Annotated in this window: 10 protein-coding genes; 5 read left to right on the top strand and 5 right to left on the bottom strand. The window is 59.7% G+C overall.

Annotated features, from left to right (window positions below; all coding sequences use genetic code 11):
* Positions 1 to 111: 111 nt before the first annotated feature.
* A complete protein-coding gene (gene uvrA, locus KI237_RS27115) occupies positions 112 to 2,946 on the bottom strand; it encodes an excinuclease ABC subunit UvrA (RefSeq protein WP_212797806.1) in 2,835 nt (944 codons plus the stop codon).
* A 179-nt stretch (positions 2,947 to 3,125) separates the two neighbouring features.
* Between uvrA and KI237_RS27110 the strand changes: the two genes are divergently transcribed.
* Both KI237_RS27110 and KI237_RS27105 read left to right on the top strand, forming a co-directional pair.
* Positions 3,126 to 4,523 carry an MFS transporter gene (locus tag KI237_RS27110; RefSeq protein WP_212797805.1) on the top strand — a complete coding sequence of 466 codons (1,398 nt, stop codon included), beginning with the start codon at positions 3,126 to 3,128 and terminating at the stop codon, positions 4,521 to 4,523.
* A 9-nt stretch (positions 4,524 to 4,532) separates the two neighbouring features.
* Positions 4,533 to 5,057, top strand: coding sequence for a single-stranded DNA-binding protein (locus KI237_RS27105; protein WP_025215748.1), 525 nt, complete (start codon positions 4,533 to 4,535; stop codon positions 5,055 to 5,057).
* A gap of 81 nt (positions 5,058 to 5,138) precedes the next feature.
* Here KI237_RS27105 and KI237_RS27100 read toward each other — a convergent pair whose 3' ends face one another.
* On the bottom strand, positions 5,139 to 6,206 hold the full coding sequence (locus tag KI237_RS27100; RefSeq protein WP_212797804.1) for a LacI family DNA-binding transcriptional regulator: 1,068 nt from the start codon (positions 6,204 to 6,206) through the stop codon (positions 5,139 to 5,141).
* A gap of 211 nt (positions 6,207 to 6,417) precedes the next feature.
* Here KI237_RS27100 and KI237_RS27095 point away from each other — a divergent pair, with 211 nt between their 5' ends.
* Positions 6,418 to 7,734 (top strand): MFS transporter, encoded by a 1,317-nt coding sequence (locus KI237_RS27095; protein WP_212797803.1) that lies wholly within the window; start codon positions 6,418 to 6,420, stop codon positions 7,732 to 7,734.
* Positions 7,731 to 10,118: a glycoside hydrolase family 31 protein gene (locus tag KI237_RS27090; protein WP_212797802.1), complete on the top strand. Its 2,388-nt coding sequence runs from the start codon at positions 7,731 to 7,733 to the stop codon at positions 10,116 to 10,118. The genes KI237_RS27095 and KI237_RS27090 overlap by 4 nt, the downstream gene beginning before the upstream one ends.
* A 120-nt stretch (positions 10,119 to 10,238) precedes the next feature.
* On the opposite strand, the gene KI237_RS27085 is transcribed toward KI237_RS27090, so the two are convergent.
* From KI237_RS27085 to KI237_RS27075, 3 genes are all read right to left on the bottom strand, one after another.
* Entirely contained in the window at positions 10,239 to 10,856 is a 618-nt protein-coding gene (locus tag KI237_RS27085) for a hypothetical protein (protein WP_212797801.1), read from the bottom strand.
* A gap of 144 nt (positions 10,857 to 11,000) precedes the next feature.
* Positions 11,001 to 11,855 carry a hypothetical protein gene (locus KI237_RS27080; protein ID WP_212797800.1) on the bottom strand — a complete coding sequence of 285 codons (855 nt, stop codon included), beginning with the start codon at positions 11,853 to 11,855 and terminating at the stop codon, positions 11,001 to 11,003.
* Positions 11,856 to 12,011: 156 nt separating this feature from the next.
* Positions 12,012 to 13,937, bottom strand: coding sequence for an MAC/perforin domain-containing protein (locus tag KI237_RS27075; RefSeq protein WP_212797799.1), 1,926 nt, complete (start codon positions 13,935 to 13,937; stop codon positions 12,012 to 12,014).
* Positions 13,938 to 14,148: 211 nt separating this feature from the next.
* Here KI237_RS27075 and KI237_RS27070 point away from each other — a divergent pair, with 211 nt between their 5' ends.
* Positions 14,149 to 17,448, top strand: coding sequence for an AAA family ATPase (locus KI237_RS27070; RefSeq protein ID WP_212797798.1), 3,300 nt, complete (start codon positions 14,149 to 14,151; stop codon positions 17,446 to 17,448).
* Positions 17,449 to 17,499: the final 51 nt, after the last annotated feature.

Below are 17,499 nucleotides of genomic sequence, written 5' to 3'. Positions count from 1 at the left end.
TTTGTGCTGGCTGATCCACCGCTATCGCGAGCAAGCTCGCTCCCACAGGGAAACAACAAAAAGCCCCTGCCATCGATGAGATGACAGGGGCTTTTTCGTGCTCGGGTGAAATCAGTCCCGATCACGTTCCAGCAGCGGCTTGAGGTAGTAGCCGGTGTAGGACTGCTTCATCTCGGCCACTTGTTCCGGCGTCCCTACGGCGATGATCTGGCCACCCTTGGAGCCGCCTTCCGGCCCCAGGTCCACCAGCCAGTCAGCGGTCTTGATCACGTCCAGGTTGTGTTCGATCACCACTACGGTGTTGCCGTGGTCGCGAAGGCGGTGCAGCACGTCGAGCAATTGCTGGATATCGGCGAAGTGCAGGCCTGTGGTCGGCTCGTCGAGGATATACAGGGTCTTGCCGGTGTCGCGCTTGGACAGCTCGCGGGACAACTTGACCCGCTGGGCTTCACCGCCGGACAACGTCGTCGCCGACTGCCCCAGCTTGATATACGACAGGCCTACATCCATCAGCGTCTGGAGCTTGCGCGCCAGGGCCGGCACCGCGTCGAAGAACACCCGGGCCTCCTCGATGGTCATCTCGAGGGTTTCGTGGATGTTCTTGCCCTTGTATTTGATCTCCAGGGTCTCGCGGTTGTAGCGCTTGCTCTTGCACACATCGCACGGCACGTAGATGTCTGGCAGAAAGTGCATTTCCACCTTGATCAGGCCATCGCCCTGGCAGGCTTCGCAGCGCCCGCCCTTGACGTTGAACGAGAAACGCCCCGGACCGTAGCCCCGCGAACGGGACTCTGGCACGCCGGCGAACAGTTCGCGGATCGGTGTGAACAACCCGGTGTAGGTCGCCGGGTTGGAGCGCGGGGTACGGCCAATCGGGCTCTGGTCGATGTCGACCACCTTGTCCAGGTGTTCCAGGCCTTTGATGCTGTCGTGGGCGGCCGCTTCCAGGGTGGTGGCACCGTTCAGGGCCGTGGCGCTGAGGGGGAACAGGGTGTTGTTGATCAGCGTCGATTTGCCGGAGCCGGACACGCCGGTCACGCAGGTCAGCAGGCCGATCGGGATTTCCAGGTCGACGTTGCGCAAGTTGTTGCCGCGAGCACCCTTGAGGGTCAGCGACAACTTCTTGTTGCGCGGCGTACGTTTGGCCGGGACCTTGATCTTGACCCGGCCCGACAGGTATTTACCCGTCAACGAGTCGGGGTGCGCCATGACTTCGGCGGCAGTGCCCTGGGCGACGATATGCCCGCCATGCACGCCCGCGCCCGGGCCGATATCCACCACGTAATCCGCCAGGCGAATGGCGTCTTCGTCGTGTTCGACGACGATCACCGTGTTACCGATATCCCGCAGATGTTTCAGGGTCCCGAGCAGTCGGTCGTTGTCGCGCTGGTGCAAGCCGATGGACGGTTCGTCGAGGATGTACATCACCCCTACCAGGCCCGCGCCGATCTGGCTGGCCAGGCGGATACGCTGGGCTTCGCCACCGGACAGGGTGTCTGCGCTGCGGTCGAGGGTCAGGTAATCGAGGCCGACGTTCACCAGAAACTGCAGGCGTTCGCGGATTTCCTTGAGGATCTTGTCGGCAATTTCGCCCCGGCGGCCAGTGAGCTTCAAGCCGCCGAAATAGTCAGTGGCGTCGCCAATCGGCAGATTGGTCACCGCCGGCAGCGTCTTCTCGCCGACCCACACGTGGCGCGCCTCGCGACGCAAACGGGTGCCACGGCAATCCGGGCAGGGCTGGGTGCTGAGGAACTTGGCCAGTTCTTCGCGCACGCTGGCCGATTCGGTCTCGCGGTAGCGTCGCTCCAGGTTCGGCACGATGCCTTCGAACGGGTGGGAGCGCTTGACGATATCGCCACGGTCGTTGAGGTATTTGAAGTCGACACTCTGCGAGCCGCTGCCGTGCAGGATGAATTTCTGCTGGTCAGCAGGCAACTCGTTGAACGGCTTGTCCAGGCTGAACTTGTAATGGGCCGCCAGGGAGCCGAGCATCTGGAAGTAATAGACGTTGCGCCTGTCCCAGCCGCGAATCGCGCCTTCGGCCAGGGTCAGCTCGCCGTTGACCAGCCGCTTGGTGTCAAAGAACTGCTTGACCCCCAGGCCATCGCAGGTCGGGCAGGCGCCGGCCGGGTTGTTGAAGGAGAACAGCTTGGGTTCCAGTTCGCTGATGGCGTGACCGCAGATCGGGCAGGCGAAGCGCGCGGAGAAAATGATCTCCTCGCCAGGCTCGTCGTCCATTGGCGCAACCAGGGCGATGCCGTCGGCCAGTTTCAGCGCCGTCTCGAAGGACTCGGCCAGCCGCTGTTGCAGATCGGCCCGGACCTTGAAGCGGTCGACCACCACATCGATCGAGTGCTTCTTCTGTTTATCCAGCTTCGGCAGCTCGTCGAGCTCGCACAGCTTGCCGTTGACCCGGGCCCGCACGAAGCCCTGGGCTCGCAGTTCTTCGAAGACCATCAGGTGTTCGCCCTTGCGCTCGCGAATCACCGGCGCCAGCAGCATCAGCTTGCTGCCTTCGGGCTGGGCCAGCACCAGGTCGACCATTTGGCTGACGGTCTGGGCTTCCAGGGGAATGTCATGGTCGGGGCAACGGGGAATACCGACCCGCGCATACAGCAGGCGCAGGTAGTCGTAGATCTCGGTGATGGTGCCGACCGTCGACCGGGGGTTATGGGAGGTCGACTTCTGTTCGATGGAAATGGCCGGCGACAGGCCTTCGATGGTGTCGACGTCGGGTTTTTCCATCATCGACAGGAACTGCCGGGCGTAGGCCGACAGCGATTCGACATAGCGTCGCTGGCCTTCAGCGTACAACGTGTCGAAGGCCAGGGATGATTTGCCGGATCCGGACAGGCCGGTGATGACGATCAGCTTGTCCCGTGGCAGGGTCAGGTCGATGTTCTTCAGGTTGTGGGTACGGGCCCCACGAATCAGGATCTTGTCCAAAGTGGCCTCGCTCGGCGGGCGTCGAAAACGTAGGAGTATACGGGCAAATACTGGATGGATGCACACTATTGAAGGTGCGATTGCAGCCATACATGAAGACTGCGCGGCAAACGGTCGCCATATACCCTCTCAATCGATGGGACTGGTAGAATCGCCGCCGGTTCACATGAGGTTTTTCCATGCAAGATCCCCACAGCGAACGCATGAGTCGTGGCGAGACACGTGCAGCAAGCGGTCTGGCCCTGGTGTTCGCCTTCCGTATGCTGGGCATGTTCATGGTGTTGCCGGTGCTGGCGACCTATGGCATGGACCTGGCGGGCGCGACCCCGGCCCTCATCGGGTTGGCGATTGGCGCTTATGGCCTGACCCAGGCGATCTTCCAGATCCCGTTCGGGGTCATTTCCGACCGCATCGGCCGGCGTCCGGTCATCTATCTGGGGCTGATCGTCTTCGCCCTCGGCAGTGTGCTGGCGGCCAATGCCGACTCGATCTGGGGCGTGATCGCCGGACGCATCCTACAGGGCGCCGGGGCTATTTCCGCCGCCGTCATGGCGCTGCTGTCAGACTTGACCCGCGAACAGCATCGGACCAAGGCCATGGCCATGATCGGCATGACCATTGGTCTGTCGTTCGCTGTCGCCATGGTCGTAGGCCCGTTGCTGACCCGCGCCTTTGGCTTGTCGGGCCTGTTCCTGGCGACCGGTGCCATGGCGTTGGTGGGCATCCTGATCGTGGCGTTCATGGTGCCGCGCTCCACCGGGCCACTGCAGCACCGCGAATCCGGCGTGGCGCGCCAGGCACTGATCCCGACGCTCAAGCACCCGGACCTGTTGCGCCTGGACCTGGGCATTTTCGTGCTCCACGCCATGCTGATGTCCAGCTTCGTAGCCTTGCCGCTGGCCCTGGTCGAGAAGGCCGGCCTGCCCAAGGAGCAGCACTGGTGGGTCTACCTGACTGCGCTGCTGATTTCGTTCTTCGCCATGATTCCGTTCATCATCTATGGCGAGAAACGACGCAAAATGAAACGAGTTTTGCTCGGCGCCGTCATGACGCTGATGCTCACTGAGCTATTCTTCTGGCAGTTTGGCGATAGCTTGCGGGCCCTGGTGATTGGCACGGTGGTGTTCTTCACTGCGTTCAATCTGCTGGAAGCTTCGCTGCCGTCGCTGATCAGCAAGGTTTCACCGGCGGGCGGCAAGGGCACGGCGATGGGGGTCTATTCCACCAGTCAGTTCCTGGGTTCGGCGTTGGGCGGGATCCTCGGCGGCTGGCTGTTCCAGCATGGCGGTTTGTCGGTTGTGTTCCTGGGTTGCGCCGCGCTGGCTGCACTTTGGTTCGCCTTTGCTGTTACCATGCGCGAACCTCCCTATGTGACGAGCCTGCGCTTGCCCTTATCGCCCGAGGCGATCCGTGAGGCTGGCCTGACCGAGCGTCTGAAGGCCGTCGTTGGAGTAACCGATGCAGTGGTGGTCGCCGACGAGGCGGCCGTGTATATCAAACTGGACACCGAATTATTGGATCGCGCGACGCTTGAGCGCCTGGTGAACAACCCGGCCCCGACCGCGTGCGAAGCCTAGGAGAACGTTATGGCCCGTGGGGTTAACAAAGTCATATTGGTCGGTACTTGCGGCCAGGATCCCGAAGTTCGTTACCTGCCGAACGGCAACGCCGTGACCAACCTGAGTCTGGCGACCAGCGAACAGTGGACCGACAAGCAGACCGGCCAGAAGGTCGAGAAGACCGAATGGCACCGCGTGTCGATGTTCGGCAAGGTGGCCGAGATCGCCGGCGAATACCTGCGCAAGGGTTCGCAGGTGTACATCGAGGGCAAGCTGCAGACCCGCGAGTGGGAAAAGGACGGCATCAAGCGCTACACCACCGAAATCGTGGTCGACATGCAAGGCACCATGCAACTGCTGGGCGGCCGTCCACAGGGTGACCAGCAACAAGGTGGCAACAACTACCAGCAGTCGGCCCCGGCCCCACGGCAGCAAGCGCCTCGTCCACAGCAGTCGGCGCCACAGCCACAACGCGAACGCCCGGCGCCACAACAGGCCGCGCCGCAGCCTGCTCCGGATTTCGACAGCTTTGATGACGATATTCCGTTCTAATGCCTACCTAAGACTATTCTGTAAAGTTTAGGCTTGAGACCCCCGCATTGCGGGGGTTTCGCGTTTTTGGCAGGGTAAAAATCAGTCATAAATAATCTTCTGATAGACCGGCGTTTGCTTGGCGCTGTGCTTGATGCGTCGCACTGAGCTGCCGGTGATGAGTTGCCCACCGAGCAGAAGATTGCCACGAGGAGATCGCGGTTCGAAAAGCTGCTGTCTTAATACCCTTATGGCTTCTGCACCTAATTCATCGCGAGGCACGTGAAGCGTGGTGAGCGGTATATCGTTGATGTCCGCCAGATTGAACCCGTCCATGCTCATCACTGAAACATCGTGAGGAACCCTCAAGCCAGCATGCTGGAGCGCTTTAACGGCCCCGGCTGCCATAAAGTCGCCCCCGGCCAGGATGGCAGTCGGTCGGTCTTCGGGTGCGCAGTTTTCCATGAAGGCCGCCACCCGCGCTTCAGATTCAGCACTGCCGAAACCTTCGGCAATGATTAGGTGTTTCGCTTCGACAAAATCGAGATTTTGCTCCTTCCATGCGTCACGAATTCCTCGTATTCGCAGGTCCATCGTGTACCGCCTGAGGCACTGGAGGGTCAGTACATTTCGATGGCCCATCTGAAATAGATAATTCATCGAATAATGACCGATTAAAAAGTGGTCGGGCGATATCGAGGGCAGGCGCATGCTGCGGTCGATGCAGTTGATCAACACCGTCGGCTTGCTGAGGTCGGCCGCCAGTTGGTGTATGTGCGGATCATCAATACCAATCAGGATCGCCGCACCGGTGTCCTTCTGATTCATCTTTTCCAAAAACAGTAAGGCGTCGCTATCGACCTCTTCGAGCTCACAGTAGCGGACTCGAACATCATGCTGCGCTACCGCCTGCGTGATGCCCTGGATAACTTTGTAGTAGAAGATATCAGAGCGTACGTTGAAGGCCCGCGAGGGCGCGAAGAGGGTCAGCCCGTTGAGTAGGAAACGACCCTTGGCGAGGCCTTCCATCACGCCCTGCTGACGAGCCGCCGCTAACACTATTTCTCTCGTGGCCGGACGGGTATTTGATTTACCAGCAAGCACCCGCGACACCGTTGCGATGGACAGGCCGGTCTGTGCCGCGATTTCAGCAATGCGTAATTTCCCCATCGCGGCTTATCCATTGAGACAATTTATGTAAAGGCTTTCATAGCAGAAAATGACCACCAATCCTAGCGTCCTTGGGCGTCTGCCACGCTACGGTAGAGGCGAATGTAAATTTATACATGCCTGCTTCTGTACGAATGATGGGCAGGTGCCATAGCGTCAAGCCTCAAATAAAAACAAAACACCGGAAAATCCGGTGACAGGCGAAGACTTGATGACTATCGATATCGAACGCAATGCTCGACTTTCGGCCAAGCTAAAATTCATCCCGCATCTGCGTTGGTGGATGCTTTCCCTGTTTTTGCTCGGCGTCACCGTAAACTACATAACCCGCAATTCATTAGGCATATTGGCGCCGGAACTGAAGACCACGTTCAGTATGTCGACTGAACAATACTCGTGGGTGGTCGCCTCTTTCCAACTGGCTTATACGGTTTTCCAACCCATCTGCGGGTGGCTGATCGATGCGCTCGGGCTCAAGCTCGGCTTCGTGATATGCGCCGTTGTATGGTCCGTGATGTGCCTTCTTCATGCCGGGGCAGCGAGTTGGGTACATCTGGCAATTCTGCGTTTTTTCATGGGTGCTTCGGAGGCAGCGGCTACGCCAGCCAATGCCAAGGCGATAGGGGACTGGTTTCCAAAAAAGGAACGACCTATCGCCGCGGGCTGGGCGGGGGTCGGCTTTTCTTTGGGGGCGATGCTCGCCCCTCCCATCATCTATCTGGCTCATGTCTCTCTGGGCTGGCAGGGCGCATTTCTAATTTCCGGGGGGATTGGCCTGGTCTGGGCCGCCGTCTGGGGATGGCTCTACCACGCCCCCAACATCCACCCGCGCTTATCACCCGATGAGTTGAAGCATATTCAACAAGACGGCGAAAAAACCGGCCAGCAAATGCCATTTTTCAAAGCGTTGAAAAAGATTGGTCGGGACAAGCGATTTTACGGTATCGCGCTTCCCGCCTTCATGGCAGAACCGGCATGGGCGGTCATGAGCTTTTGGGTGCCGCTGTATCTGGCCAACGAAAGAGGAATGGACCTTAAGCAAATCGTACTGTTTGCCTGGGTTCCGTTTCTGGCCGCGGACTTGGGCAGTATCGCCAGCGGTTATCTATCACGCGCTTACCATCGATTTTTCAAATGCACCCGGGTGAACTCGATCGTCGCCAGTTCAATCACCGGCGCGTTCCTGATGTTTTCGTTAGCCGTGATGACTCAGGTGAAGGACCCCTATGTGGCGATTGCGCTTATTTCAGTCGGCGGTTTTGGCCACCAGATTATTTCCTGCATGTTAAGTGCACTGGTCGTCGAAACGTTTGAGCGGGATGAGTTGGCGACGGTGAACGGAATGCGAGGCTCATGTGCCTGGATTGCCAGCTTTATTTTCTCGCTGATCATCGGTGTCAGCGTGGACAAAATAGGATTCAACCCATTGTTCATTGCGATGGGGCTCTTTGATTTTATAGGTGCGTTTTTCATGATTTTGTTTATCGCAGACAGAGCGTCCAAACCTGAAGCGGTGCGTGCACAATGAAGTCACTTAAAGTCTGGACGTTACAGGCCCAGGAAAAAGGCTACATCGAGCTCCTGGTCGAGGGTCGACATCTATTCAGAATCTATATTCTTGAAGACGGTTTGGCGCGTGTTCTGCTTATGCGTGCAGGCGCGTTGGCACTGGATCGGACCTGGAGCATTGCGCCTCGGGAGGACGTCGCCTGGGAGGGCCGGGCGCGCGAGTCGGTAGCGGACTTCTCTTTGCCCGCGTACCAGGTTGAAACGTTTCAGGACCGGTTGGTGCTCACCACCAAAAAACTCCGCATCACTGTGAATCATCCGCTGTGGTTACAGTGGGAATACCAGGATGGCCAGCGCTGGAGGCCGTTGGTCTCGGATCGGCCCACCGGTGCCTATTCGCTTGACGCTCATGGTGAAGGCCTGGAGCATTACCAGCTTCGCGCGCCTGAACATCGCTACTACGGGCTCGGCGAGAAAACCGGCGATTTGAACCGCGCCGGCAAACGTTTTGAAATGCGTAACCTGGACGCAATGGGATATGACGCTGCGAGCACCGACCCGCTGTACAAGCATATTCCCTTTGTCATCACGCACCAGGAACACGCCAGCTTCGGGATGTTCTATGACAACCTGAACACCAGCCTGTTTGATCTGGGTAACGAGCTGGATAATTATCACCGACCCTACCGTCGGTACAAAGCGGAGGCCGGCGACCTCGATTACTGGGTACTTGCAGGCCCGCGCATACTGGATGTGACGAAGGCTTTCGTTCGCCTGACCGGGCGCACCTTGTTTCTGCCTAAATGGAGCCTGGGCTACAGCGGCTCAACCATGCACTACACCGATGCCGACAATGCCCAGGACCAGTTGCTGGAGTTTCTGGATCTGTGCCGTCGGCACGATATTCCCTGCGACTCTTTTCAACTGTCATCCGGGTACACCTCCATTGGCGAAAAGCGTTATGTGTTCAACTGGAACCATGAAAAAGTCCCGGACCCCAAGGCGCTTGCCCGGGCCTACCGGGAGGCCGGCGTCAGACTGATTGCCAACATAAAGCCTTGTCTCCTGCAGGACCACCCGCGCTACGCCGAGGTAGCTAGCCAAAAGATGTTCATTACCGACTCTGAATACGACATGCCAGAGCGGTCGGTCTTCTGGGACGATGAGGGTTCTCATCTGGACTTCACCAACCCGGACACCGTCAGTTGGTGGCAGTCAAATGTCACGTCACAGCTGTTGGAGCTGGGCATTGAGTCTACGTGGAACGATAACAATGAATTCGAAGTGTGGGACGGCGAGGCGCGCTGCCAAGGCTTCGGGCGCGAGATAGCAATCAAACATATCCGGCCCGTCATGGCATTGCTGATGATGAGAGCGTCTCTAGAGGCACAACAGCGGTTTTCGCCGTCAGAGCGGCCCTACCTCATCTCTCGCTCTGGTTGTGCCGGCATGCAGCGTTATGTTCAGACCTGGAGCGGTGATAACCGGACCCACTGGAAAACACTGCGCTACAACACCCGCATGGGCCTGGGCATGAGCCTGTCGGGGTTGTACAACGTGGGGCACGATGTCGGTGGGTTCTCCGGTAATAAACCGGATCCCGAGCTGTTTGTCCGTTGGGTCCAGAATGGTGTGATGCATCCGCGCTTCACCATTCACTCCTGGAACGACGATGGCACCGTCAATGAGCCATGGATGCATCCAACGGTCACCGATGCGGTCCGTGACGCTATTGGGCTCAGATACCGGTTGATGCCTTATTTCTATACGTTGCTGTGGCAAGCCAGTCACGACGATGAGCCCATTCTGCGACCAACGTTTCTTGACCACGAGTACGACCTTCAAACGTTCGAGGAAAACGACGAGTTCCTGCTTGGCCGAGACGTCCTCGTCGCCAGCGTTGTAGAGCAAGGCGCACGCGAGCGCGAGGTGTGGCTACCCCTGAACGCCACAGGATGGTGCGACTGGCATACAGGTCGTTGGTACGAAGGCGGCCAGTACGTTTCTCTGGATGCACCTTTGGAACGTTTGCCCTTGTTGGTGCGAGGGGGCACAGCGATACCGACCGGTGAGTGCCACAAGCTGAATGACTCCTCTCTTGATCGGCGTCGTGAGCTGGTGATTTTTCCTGCACCTTCAGGCGCCTCCAGCGGTGTGTTATTTGAAGATGACGGCATCAGTCATGACTGGAAAAACGGAAATTGTCTGGTGATCAGATGGACCATTGAATATGGCCCGGACTTCATTGATGTGAAGCTATCTAAAACGGGGGATTTCCGTCCGGCGTGGGAGCAGCTTGAGGTGTCCCTGAAAGTCGCGGATGCGAGAGCCTTGAGAATCAATGGCCATAGCGGCTGCGCTTTAAAGTTGGCCGACATTGCGGAGCACGAACAACTTCGTTGATTCCCTGGGAAGTCTTGCCCTCCCAGTCCAGGAGGGCAGAACCACGGGGTATAGGAGGCTTCATGGCCTCATGCACGCGCTCCCCCAAGAACCGTGCATGCGAGTTTCCCTGCCTGCGGCTTACAAATCCAGATCCAATAGCTCCTGCATCCTCTCGCCAATCGACTGCGTCAACCACGTGGCATGGAACGCCATTTCCTTCACCGTTATATCCACCCGAAACCGAAGCGCAATCGGCTTGCCATCGGCCCCGGCGTAGCCCACCTCAAAGTGGTTCACGTTGGCGAAAGTGGTCAAGGTGTAGGGCTTGATGTAATAGATATCGCTGTAGGGTATGCATTCTTCGGTGGTTTGCCGGGCAGGGCGGCGCTGGGTGAAGGTGAGGCGCTGCTGGCGTTCGTCAAAGCAGAAGCCAAGCACCTCGGGCTCGGAGGCGAGCCAGTTGATCACGCAGACGGCTGCGAATGCGCTGATGAACATGAGCGCCATGACCAGCGGGTCCATGATAATCATCTTGTGAGTGGGCGACAGGCCTTCGACCTTGAACAGCATCATGGTAAACACTGCCAGCGAGTAGACGGGCAGGGCCAGTAACATCGCCGCAGCGTAAACCATGGTGCCCAGGAATCCCGGCCTGGATTCGTCGTTTGAGCAATCCCACATGGGCGGGTGCCGTGGCGCTGATGTGGCGGTCGGGAACGGGGATTCGACCAGGCGCGGCGCTCGTTTGCGTTTCATACGGCTGGCTCGTGGGAAAAATACCGGCCATTTTTATCGTTATTTCTCAGGTACGCCTAGTAAAAAACCGTTCGCCCGAGGTCGGGTTCTTCCTGGCCCCCGCCAACCCAGGTTTTTTCTGCCTGACTTGCCATGCCATTACCCTCACGGTCGGTCATTGGCCGGTAACTCATGCCGTGTCGGCGTCTTCTCTTCGTGATAGTGCGGTTTGCCTTGGGGAGAGTTCATCAAGGTCGAGTTGGCCAGGATCGTCTCCGTCAGCAAACAGTCCTCGCTTTCCCCGAACCAGCAAGCCAGCGCCGAGTTTCGATTGCCATGCATGTCCACGACGGCCGGCCAGTTTTCGACGTCGTGGGCGTCACTGGGGGCAATGTCGGGGTAGTGCTTGGGCGGCAGGACCAATGCATCACCGGGCTGCAGCCACAGGTCAGCCAGATAAATCTCCCGGGCCGCAGGGCGCCAGCGCGCGACGCTGATCACCAGCGGCAAGCGTCCGTAGCGGGAAAAGAACGCGTGGGGGAAGTTGTGGTATTCGAGGTCTGTCGGGTTGTAGGTCAGCAGCTCGCGCTGGCGCGCCGGGCCCAGGTAGGGCGATTGGTGGCCGGCCCATTTGCCGTAGGTGTATTGGCCCAGGATCAGTTGGTCGTACTCGAAACGCAGGCATTCGCCGTTGCCGAGCAGGGTCATGCCAAAAGCTTGCGCCGTTTCCCTGGTTGCCCAGATCGGTGCGTAGTGCACTTCGCTGGCGTGGAAATCGAAGGTCTTGATCCAGTAGGAACCGGTGTTCGTTGCAACCTCGCGGTCCCGCCAGCTGATGCCGGAATATCGAGTCCCCAGGGACAGGGCCGGGTTCTCGGGGCTGAGCTGGATCGGGTTGCCGCGCACCTGGACACTCGGCTGCGCCAACCCATGGTCGTTGAACAGATAGGGAAAACGACGGGGATCGAGGGCTGTTTCCACGCCGTCGCCGATAAAGGGAACACTGTTGAAGACTTGCATCGTATGGGGACCACGCACGCAAGAGGGCTATAGGGAATGGCAGTCGAAACCTGTGGGAGCGAGCTTGCTCGCGATGGCAGCGGTACATTCAACATTGAAGCAAGCTGAACCAGCGCCATCGCGAGCAAGCTCCCCACAGGGAGTAACTATCGGGTATCAACTATACGGACGATGCTGCTCGCGCAACCAATCCATGCCGTGAGGTTGACGCCAAGCCCGGACGGCAGCGCGCTTTTCAACCTGGGTCAGGCATAAGGCGTCCATCCAGTAGTAGACCATCAACAGGTGAAACACCTCATCGCCGCGCCGGTCCCAAATGACGTCGTCCTGCTGGCGACCCGGTTCGATGGGCTTGAGGCGGCAGTCGCCCTGGTCATGCATGCCCTGCAGGCAGGTTCCCGTCTCGTAGTTGATCAGCAGTACCGGGTGGTTGATTTCCGGGTAGGGTTTTTCCAGCTCGGGCATGTACCAGTATTGCCCTGGGTTGTGCCTGTCCGGCGTCTGCATGGCGATACGGGTCCGGTTTTGCGGATCGACCGCCAGTGCCGGCTTGGCGTCGGTATTGTTGCGCACGATGTAGAGCGCGGTGCGAGGGTCTTCCTCGGTACTTGCCGTCTTGACCAGCTTGACCTTGCCGAACGAGTCGTGGGAAAGCCGCGCCTTGATCTTCACCGTTGGGTTGAGGTCTTTGCCTGCCTGGCCAAAACCGGCAATGAGTCCATCGACACCGGGCACCTCGAAGTCATTCCCTGCCAGCACATAGGTCAGGCCGGACAACGGGTTGGGTTGCATGTGCTTGGTCAGCGTCTCCCAACGTGCCAGCGACACTTCGCTGGCGCCGTTGGCCAGCAGGGCCTCGCGCATGGCGTACCCCGGGTAGTAGCGTGAGTCGCGCGGCCAGCGTTCAGTGGCCATCAGCAGTTTCTGCGCGCTTTTTTGTTTCAGCAGCAGGGCCAATCCATCCCAGAACTGTTCAAATTCCGTGGTCGATGCATTCGCGGCGGGTGGGTAGTGGAAACTCTCGCTGGTTTCCTTGCTTTTGTTGTCGACGAACACCATTCGCAAGGCTGGGCCGGTTGCCGTGGCCTTGGGGGTGGTTTGCCGCCCGGAGCGGCCTAGGACCACCACCGACTCCTGCCAATTGGCTTCGATTTCCGCCTTGTAGCTGGTGTACCACTGGTAGGCCTGCTCCAGTGCCGTACGGGTCTCGCCTTCATTGACGAAACGATAGACGGGCGAGATTTTCAACTCCACGACCGTGGGGTCGTCCGGCAGCGAATCACGCCATTTGCCGAACTCCGCGTTGCAGTTGCTGGGGTCCACGGCGTTGAAAGCGATGGCGTGCGTACCGCCCTGGGTGGTCAGGTTGGCGTTGCGATGGGCGATGTTTTTCTTGACCGTTTCCGAGATCGAGGTGGTCGCGCTACCGCTGACAAAGGCGCCGTATTCGGCCTTGACCATCGCATCGAGGGTATTGGTCTGGCTGAGGAAACTCTTGAGTGCGGTCATCGCATAGTTCAGCGAGCCGCCGACGGTCACTTCGCTGACGATGTCGGCGCCAAAATCGACGAGGAAGTTGAAAAACGCCGTCGGATTGCCTGGGTCGAAGGCCTTGGGCAGGTCATCGACACGCTTCTTGAACGCTTCAGTCGCATTGGCCGGATTGACTTCGAAGGTCAGTTTCCATAACCGCACCGTATGACTGTAGAGCGCGGCTTCGCGCTCTTCGAGCGTCTTGATGTCACTGCCGAAGGTGACTTTGAAACCAGCGGAAAAGGCGCCGTATTTACCGGAGGCTTCGACACTCGTCTGGGTATGTTTTTCGAACTCGTCGCGGGAGGAAAACGTCTCGGTTGAGAAGTTCTCGGTGGCCACGACGGTGGACATGGTGACGTTTTTCCCTACGTTGTAGGCTGTTTTCCGGTACGGCACGGCACGTTTGCCCGACTCGGTATCGCCGACCTTGTGACACTCCTTGCTGTCACCGGCCCAATCGAGCCGGTTCAGTCCACGCCCCAGCAGTTGCGAGCCGCCGATATCGCGCACGTCGTCGCCTGCGGTGCCCTTCAGTCCATCGTTCATCGCTTTTCTCCCATCGCTCAGGTTGTATCAACTGGGTGCCAATTGATGGGAGTGAGTATCGGGAGGGCCGTGATAACCGGACAGTCCAGAACAGTGTCAGTCCGGTATCAGTTTGGTATCAGGCCAAATGCCATCTTTTCATTAACCCGCCGAGGGACGCTGGAGTACACTCGGTCGGCTGCCGTTGTTCCAGGGTAGAAGGGTTATCGACATGGACTCCCGACACAATACCTTTGCTGCCCTGCCCAAGCGTGATGCCTCGCTATCCGACGGTCGTGTCCTGCTGGATGCGGTGTCGTTGAAAGGACTGCGAAAACAGCATGGCCTGAGTCAGGAAACCCTCGCTGAAGCCTGCCTGAATCGGCATTTGTGCGTCTCGATCGCCTCCATCAAGCGCGCCGAAACCGGCAAGCCGGTGCTTTATCGCACCGCTCGGCACCTGGCGACGGCCTTCGGGGTCGATGTGAGTGCGCTGCTGGGCGATCCCGCCTCGGCGGCTTTGGTGCACATCCAGCAGACGATGAGCGAGTTGCACCAAGCGGCCTTTGCGCAACAGGCGCTGAAACAGGTCGATGACAGCGTCATTCGCTACGTGCTTGAACTGTCTTTTCGGATCGATGGGTTGCCAGGGGCGCCGTTCATGGATGAAGTCGAGCGGCTGGTGCGTCAGTTCGGTGGCGTTCCACTGGGGATGACGCAGGATGTGGTGATCGCCCAATTCGGCTCTCCGCAGGCGTATCGCAGCGATAGCGAACGGGGCCTGCTCTGCGCGTTGGCGCTGAGCCGCGAGCAATTCGTCACGCCAGGGCATGCCTTGGTGCTGCGGCTTGTACGCCTGAGTGCCGAAGCGCCAGAACTCCACGCCGAGCCCGCTTTGCTCGCGCAAAAGCCGTTACTGGATCGTCATGGGAATGCGCCGGTGTATGTTGCGCAGAACCTGCTGGAACAACTCGCCACCCGGTTTGAGTTTTCCGCCTGCGATGATGAGTTTCAGGCCTATCGCAAATGCCTGCGCCCGCGCAGCCTCGACGAAAACGCGCCGCGTCCGTTGGTGGGGCGAGCCATCGAGCTGTTGCAGTTCAAGGCAGTGATCGAGGCCACCCAGGAATGCCAGGATGGGCACGTCGTCTATGTGCGCGGCATGGCGGGTATTGGCAAGACCCGGTTGGTCAGCGAGTTTTTCGAGATGGCTCGCCAGCGTGGCTTTGCCTGTCATCGCGGCGATGTGCTGGACTTCGGCATGGACAACAGTCTGTGGCCCCTGGGTCAATTGGTGGCCAGCCTGCTCAACCTCGGTGGGGCGCAACCCATCAGTGCGTCGCTGTTGGACGCGGCCTTGTTCCACCTGAAAGTGGCCGCCGAACACCGCATGTTCCTGCAAGTGCTGACGGGCGTGTCGTCTGCCGAGCCGCCCATCCTGTATGGCGACATGAGCAACCAGGCCCGTACCCAGGGGCTGTTCCAGGCTTTGCTCGACGTGGTGCTGCGCGTCGCGGTGCAACAACCCGTGGTGATCTGCTTCGAAGACCTGCACTGGGGCGACACCACGCTGTTTACGCTGTTGGGCAAGCTGCTCGATGCCACTGACGAAGCGCCGGTTGTCTGGCTGCTGACGTCTCGTCCCGAAGATGACCCGCTGGGCGGCGAAATCCGTTCGTATTTCTCCAGCCCCATGAGCCTGCTCGACATCGCGCCGATCCGGGCGCGGGAGGCTACGGTTCTGGCGGAGCAATTCATCGATGTCGATCCGCGCTACCGGGCTGAATGTGTTGCCCGCGCCCAGGGTAATCCGCTGTACTTGACGCAACTGCTGTCGAGCCAGGAAGGTATTTTTCCCGACAGTCTTCGGCATTTGGTCCAGACCCGCTTTGACAAGCTGGCCCCCGAGCAACGTCGCGCCCTGCATTACGCCGCGGTGCTGGGTAATCGTTTCGAGCTGACGCTGTGGCGCCAGGCGCTAGGGCAGCCCGGTTATCTGCCGACGGCGGACATGCGCCAAGGGCTGCTGCGGGAAATCGAGCCAGGCAGCTATCTGTTTGTCCACGACCTGGTCATGCACTGCCTCTACGACGCGATGCCTACGTTGCTTCGCGAGCAGTTGCACGGTGAGGTGGCGAGCCTCTACCGCGAGCGCGACCGGGTGCTCTATGCCCAGCATTTGCTGCGGGCCAACGATCCGGCGGCGTTCGACGCGTTGTTGGTCGCCATGGCCGAAAAGCGCCTGGCCTGCCAGTACGACAGTGTCCTTGCGCTGGCGCGGCAGTGCGCGGCGTTTGCCGAGCGTACGCAGGGCGATTTTTCCTTCGCGTTGCTGTGCGGCCAGGCGTGCTCGGGCCTGGGCCAGACCTTGGAGGCTCGGGCGCATTTCCAGCGGGCCCTGGCATTGGCCGAGCGGCCCCAGGATCAGATCGAGGCCGCACTGGGGCTGGCCGCGGTCCTCAATACCCTCGATTGCCTGGACGAGGAGGAGCGCCTGATCGAGGACATGCTGCCCATCGCCCGGGCCATGCAGGCCCATACGGCGCTGGCCCGGTTGAATCACCTGCACGGGAACATCTATTTTCCACGGGGCGATTACGTCGAGTGTCGCCGGCTCCATGAAGAGGCCTTGTCCTTTGCCCGCATCGGCCGGGATCTGGAAACCGAGGCCAAGGCCCTGAGTGGCATTGGCGACTCCTATTACGCACAAGGGCGCATGCAGACCGCCTACGAGGTGTTCGATCAATGCGTACGCCTGTGCGAGCGCAATGGGCTGGCGCATGTGGAGGCGGGCAATCGCAGCGCCCGAGGGTCGGCGCAGCTTTACCTGGGCCAACCGGAGCAAGCCTTGCGTGACGCCATGGAGGCCATCGAATGCAGCACCCGGCTGCGCAATCATCGGGCGCAGGTTTTCTCGCGGCTCACGGCGGCCTGGGTGCTGGTGGCGGGCGGCCAGGATGCCTTGGCGGAGCAAGAGCTGACCTGTGCCCTGGCACTGGCGCGCAACCTTGGCGCCAGCCGTTTCGAAGCGATCCTGCTGGAGGGGTTGGCGCGGGTGGCGTTGCGCCAGGGCGAGCGCGGGCTGGCGCAGGCCTTGATCATGGAGGCGGCGAGCCTGGTCGAGCGCTTCGAGCTGCAGCGCTACATCGGGCCGTGGGTCTACGGCAGCCTGGCGATGATCAGCGACGATGGGCCGCTCAGCCAGCAGGCCCTGGCGAAGGGCGAAGCCCAGCTCACCCTGGCCTGCCTGGCCCACAACGCTTTGCGCTTTCGCGTGGCCGCCGCTGAAACCTGCCTGTTGGCGGGCAATACCGAACAGGCGATCTGGCATGGACAACAGATGGCGGCATTGCCCGAGTCGGCGTCATGCGCCTGGATCACCCATCATGTGCGCTTGATCGACGTGGCGGGGCAGTGGCTGCGCAGCGCCGATCAAGCCAGCGGCGAGAAGTTGAAAGGGATGGCGCGCGAAGCGCAGCAGATGGGGTTCGTGGCGACGATGCCGAGGTTGCTGCAAGTGCTGGATGCGTGATCCTTCCAGGCACACCGTTGATGCTTGAGACAAAACCGCACTTCGCCAACG

The organism is Pseudomonas sp. St316 (genome assembly GCF_018325905.1).
In the GTDB taxonomy this organism is placed as follows: Bacteria; Pseudomonadota; Gammaproteobacteria; order Pseudomonadales; family Pseudomonadaceae; genus Aquipseudomonas.
This window is presented reverse-complemented; position numbering and strand designations above follow the sequence as displayed.

Excerpts from the sequence above, each read along its gene's own strand:
- KI237_RS27110 (WP_212797805.1), top strand. The coding sequence starts at position 3,126 with ATGCAAGATCCCCACAGCGAACGCATGAGTCGTGGCGAGACACGTGCA.
- KI237_RS27105 (WP_025215748.1), top strand. The coding sequence starts at position 4,533 with ATGGCCCGTGGGGTTAACAAAGTCATATTGGTCGGTACTTGCGGCCAG.
- KI237_RS27100 (WP_212797804.1), bottom strand. The coding sequence starts at position 6,206 with ATGGGGAAATTACGCATTGCTGAAATCGCGGCACAGACCGGCCTGTCC.
- KI237_RS27095 (WP_212797803.1), top strand. The coding sequence starts at position 6,418 with ATGACTATCGATATCGAACGCAATGCTCGACTTTCGGCCAAGCTAAAA.
- KI237_RS27090 (WP_212797802.1), top strand. The coding sequence starts at position 7,731 with ATGAAGTCACTTAAAGTCTGGACGTTACAGGCCCAGGAAAAAGGCTAC.
- KI237_RS27085 (WP_212797801.1), bottom strand. The coding sequence starts at position 10,856 with ATGAAACGCAAACGAGCGCCGCGCCTGGTCGAATCCCCGTTCCCGACC.
- KI237_RS27080 (WP_212797800.1), bottom strand. The coding sequence starts at position 11,855 with ATGCAAGTCTTCAACAGTGTTCCCTTTATCGGCGACGGCGTGGAAACA.
- KI237_RS27075 (WP_212797799.1), bottom strand. The coding sequence starts at position 13,937 with ATGAACGATGGACTGAAGGGCACCGCAGGCGACGACGTGCGCGATATC.
- KI237_RS27070 (WP_212797798.1), top strand. The coding sequence starts at position 14,149 with ATGGACTCCCGACACAATACCTTTGCTGCCCTGCCCAAGCGTGATGCC.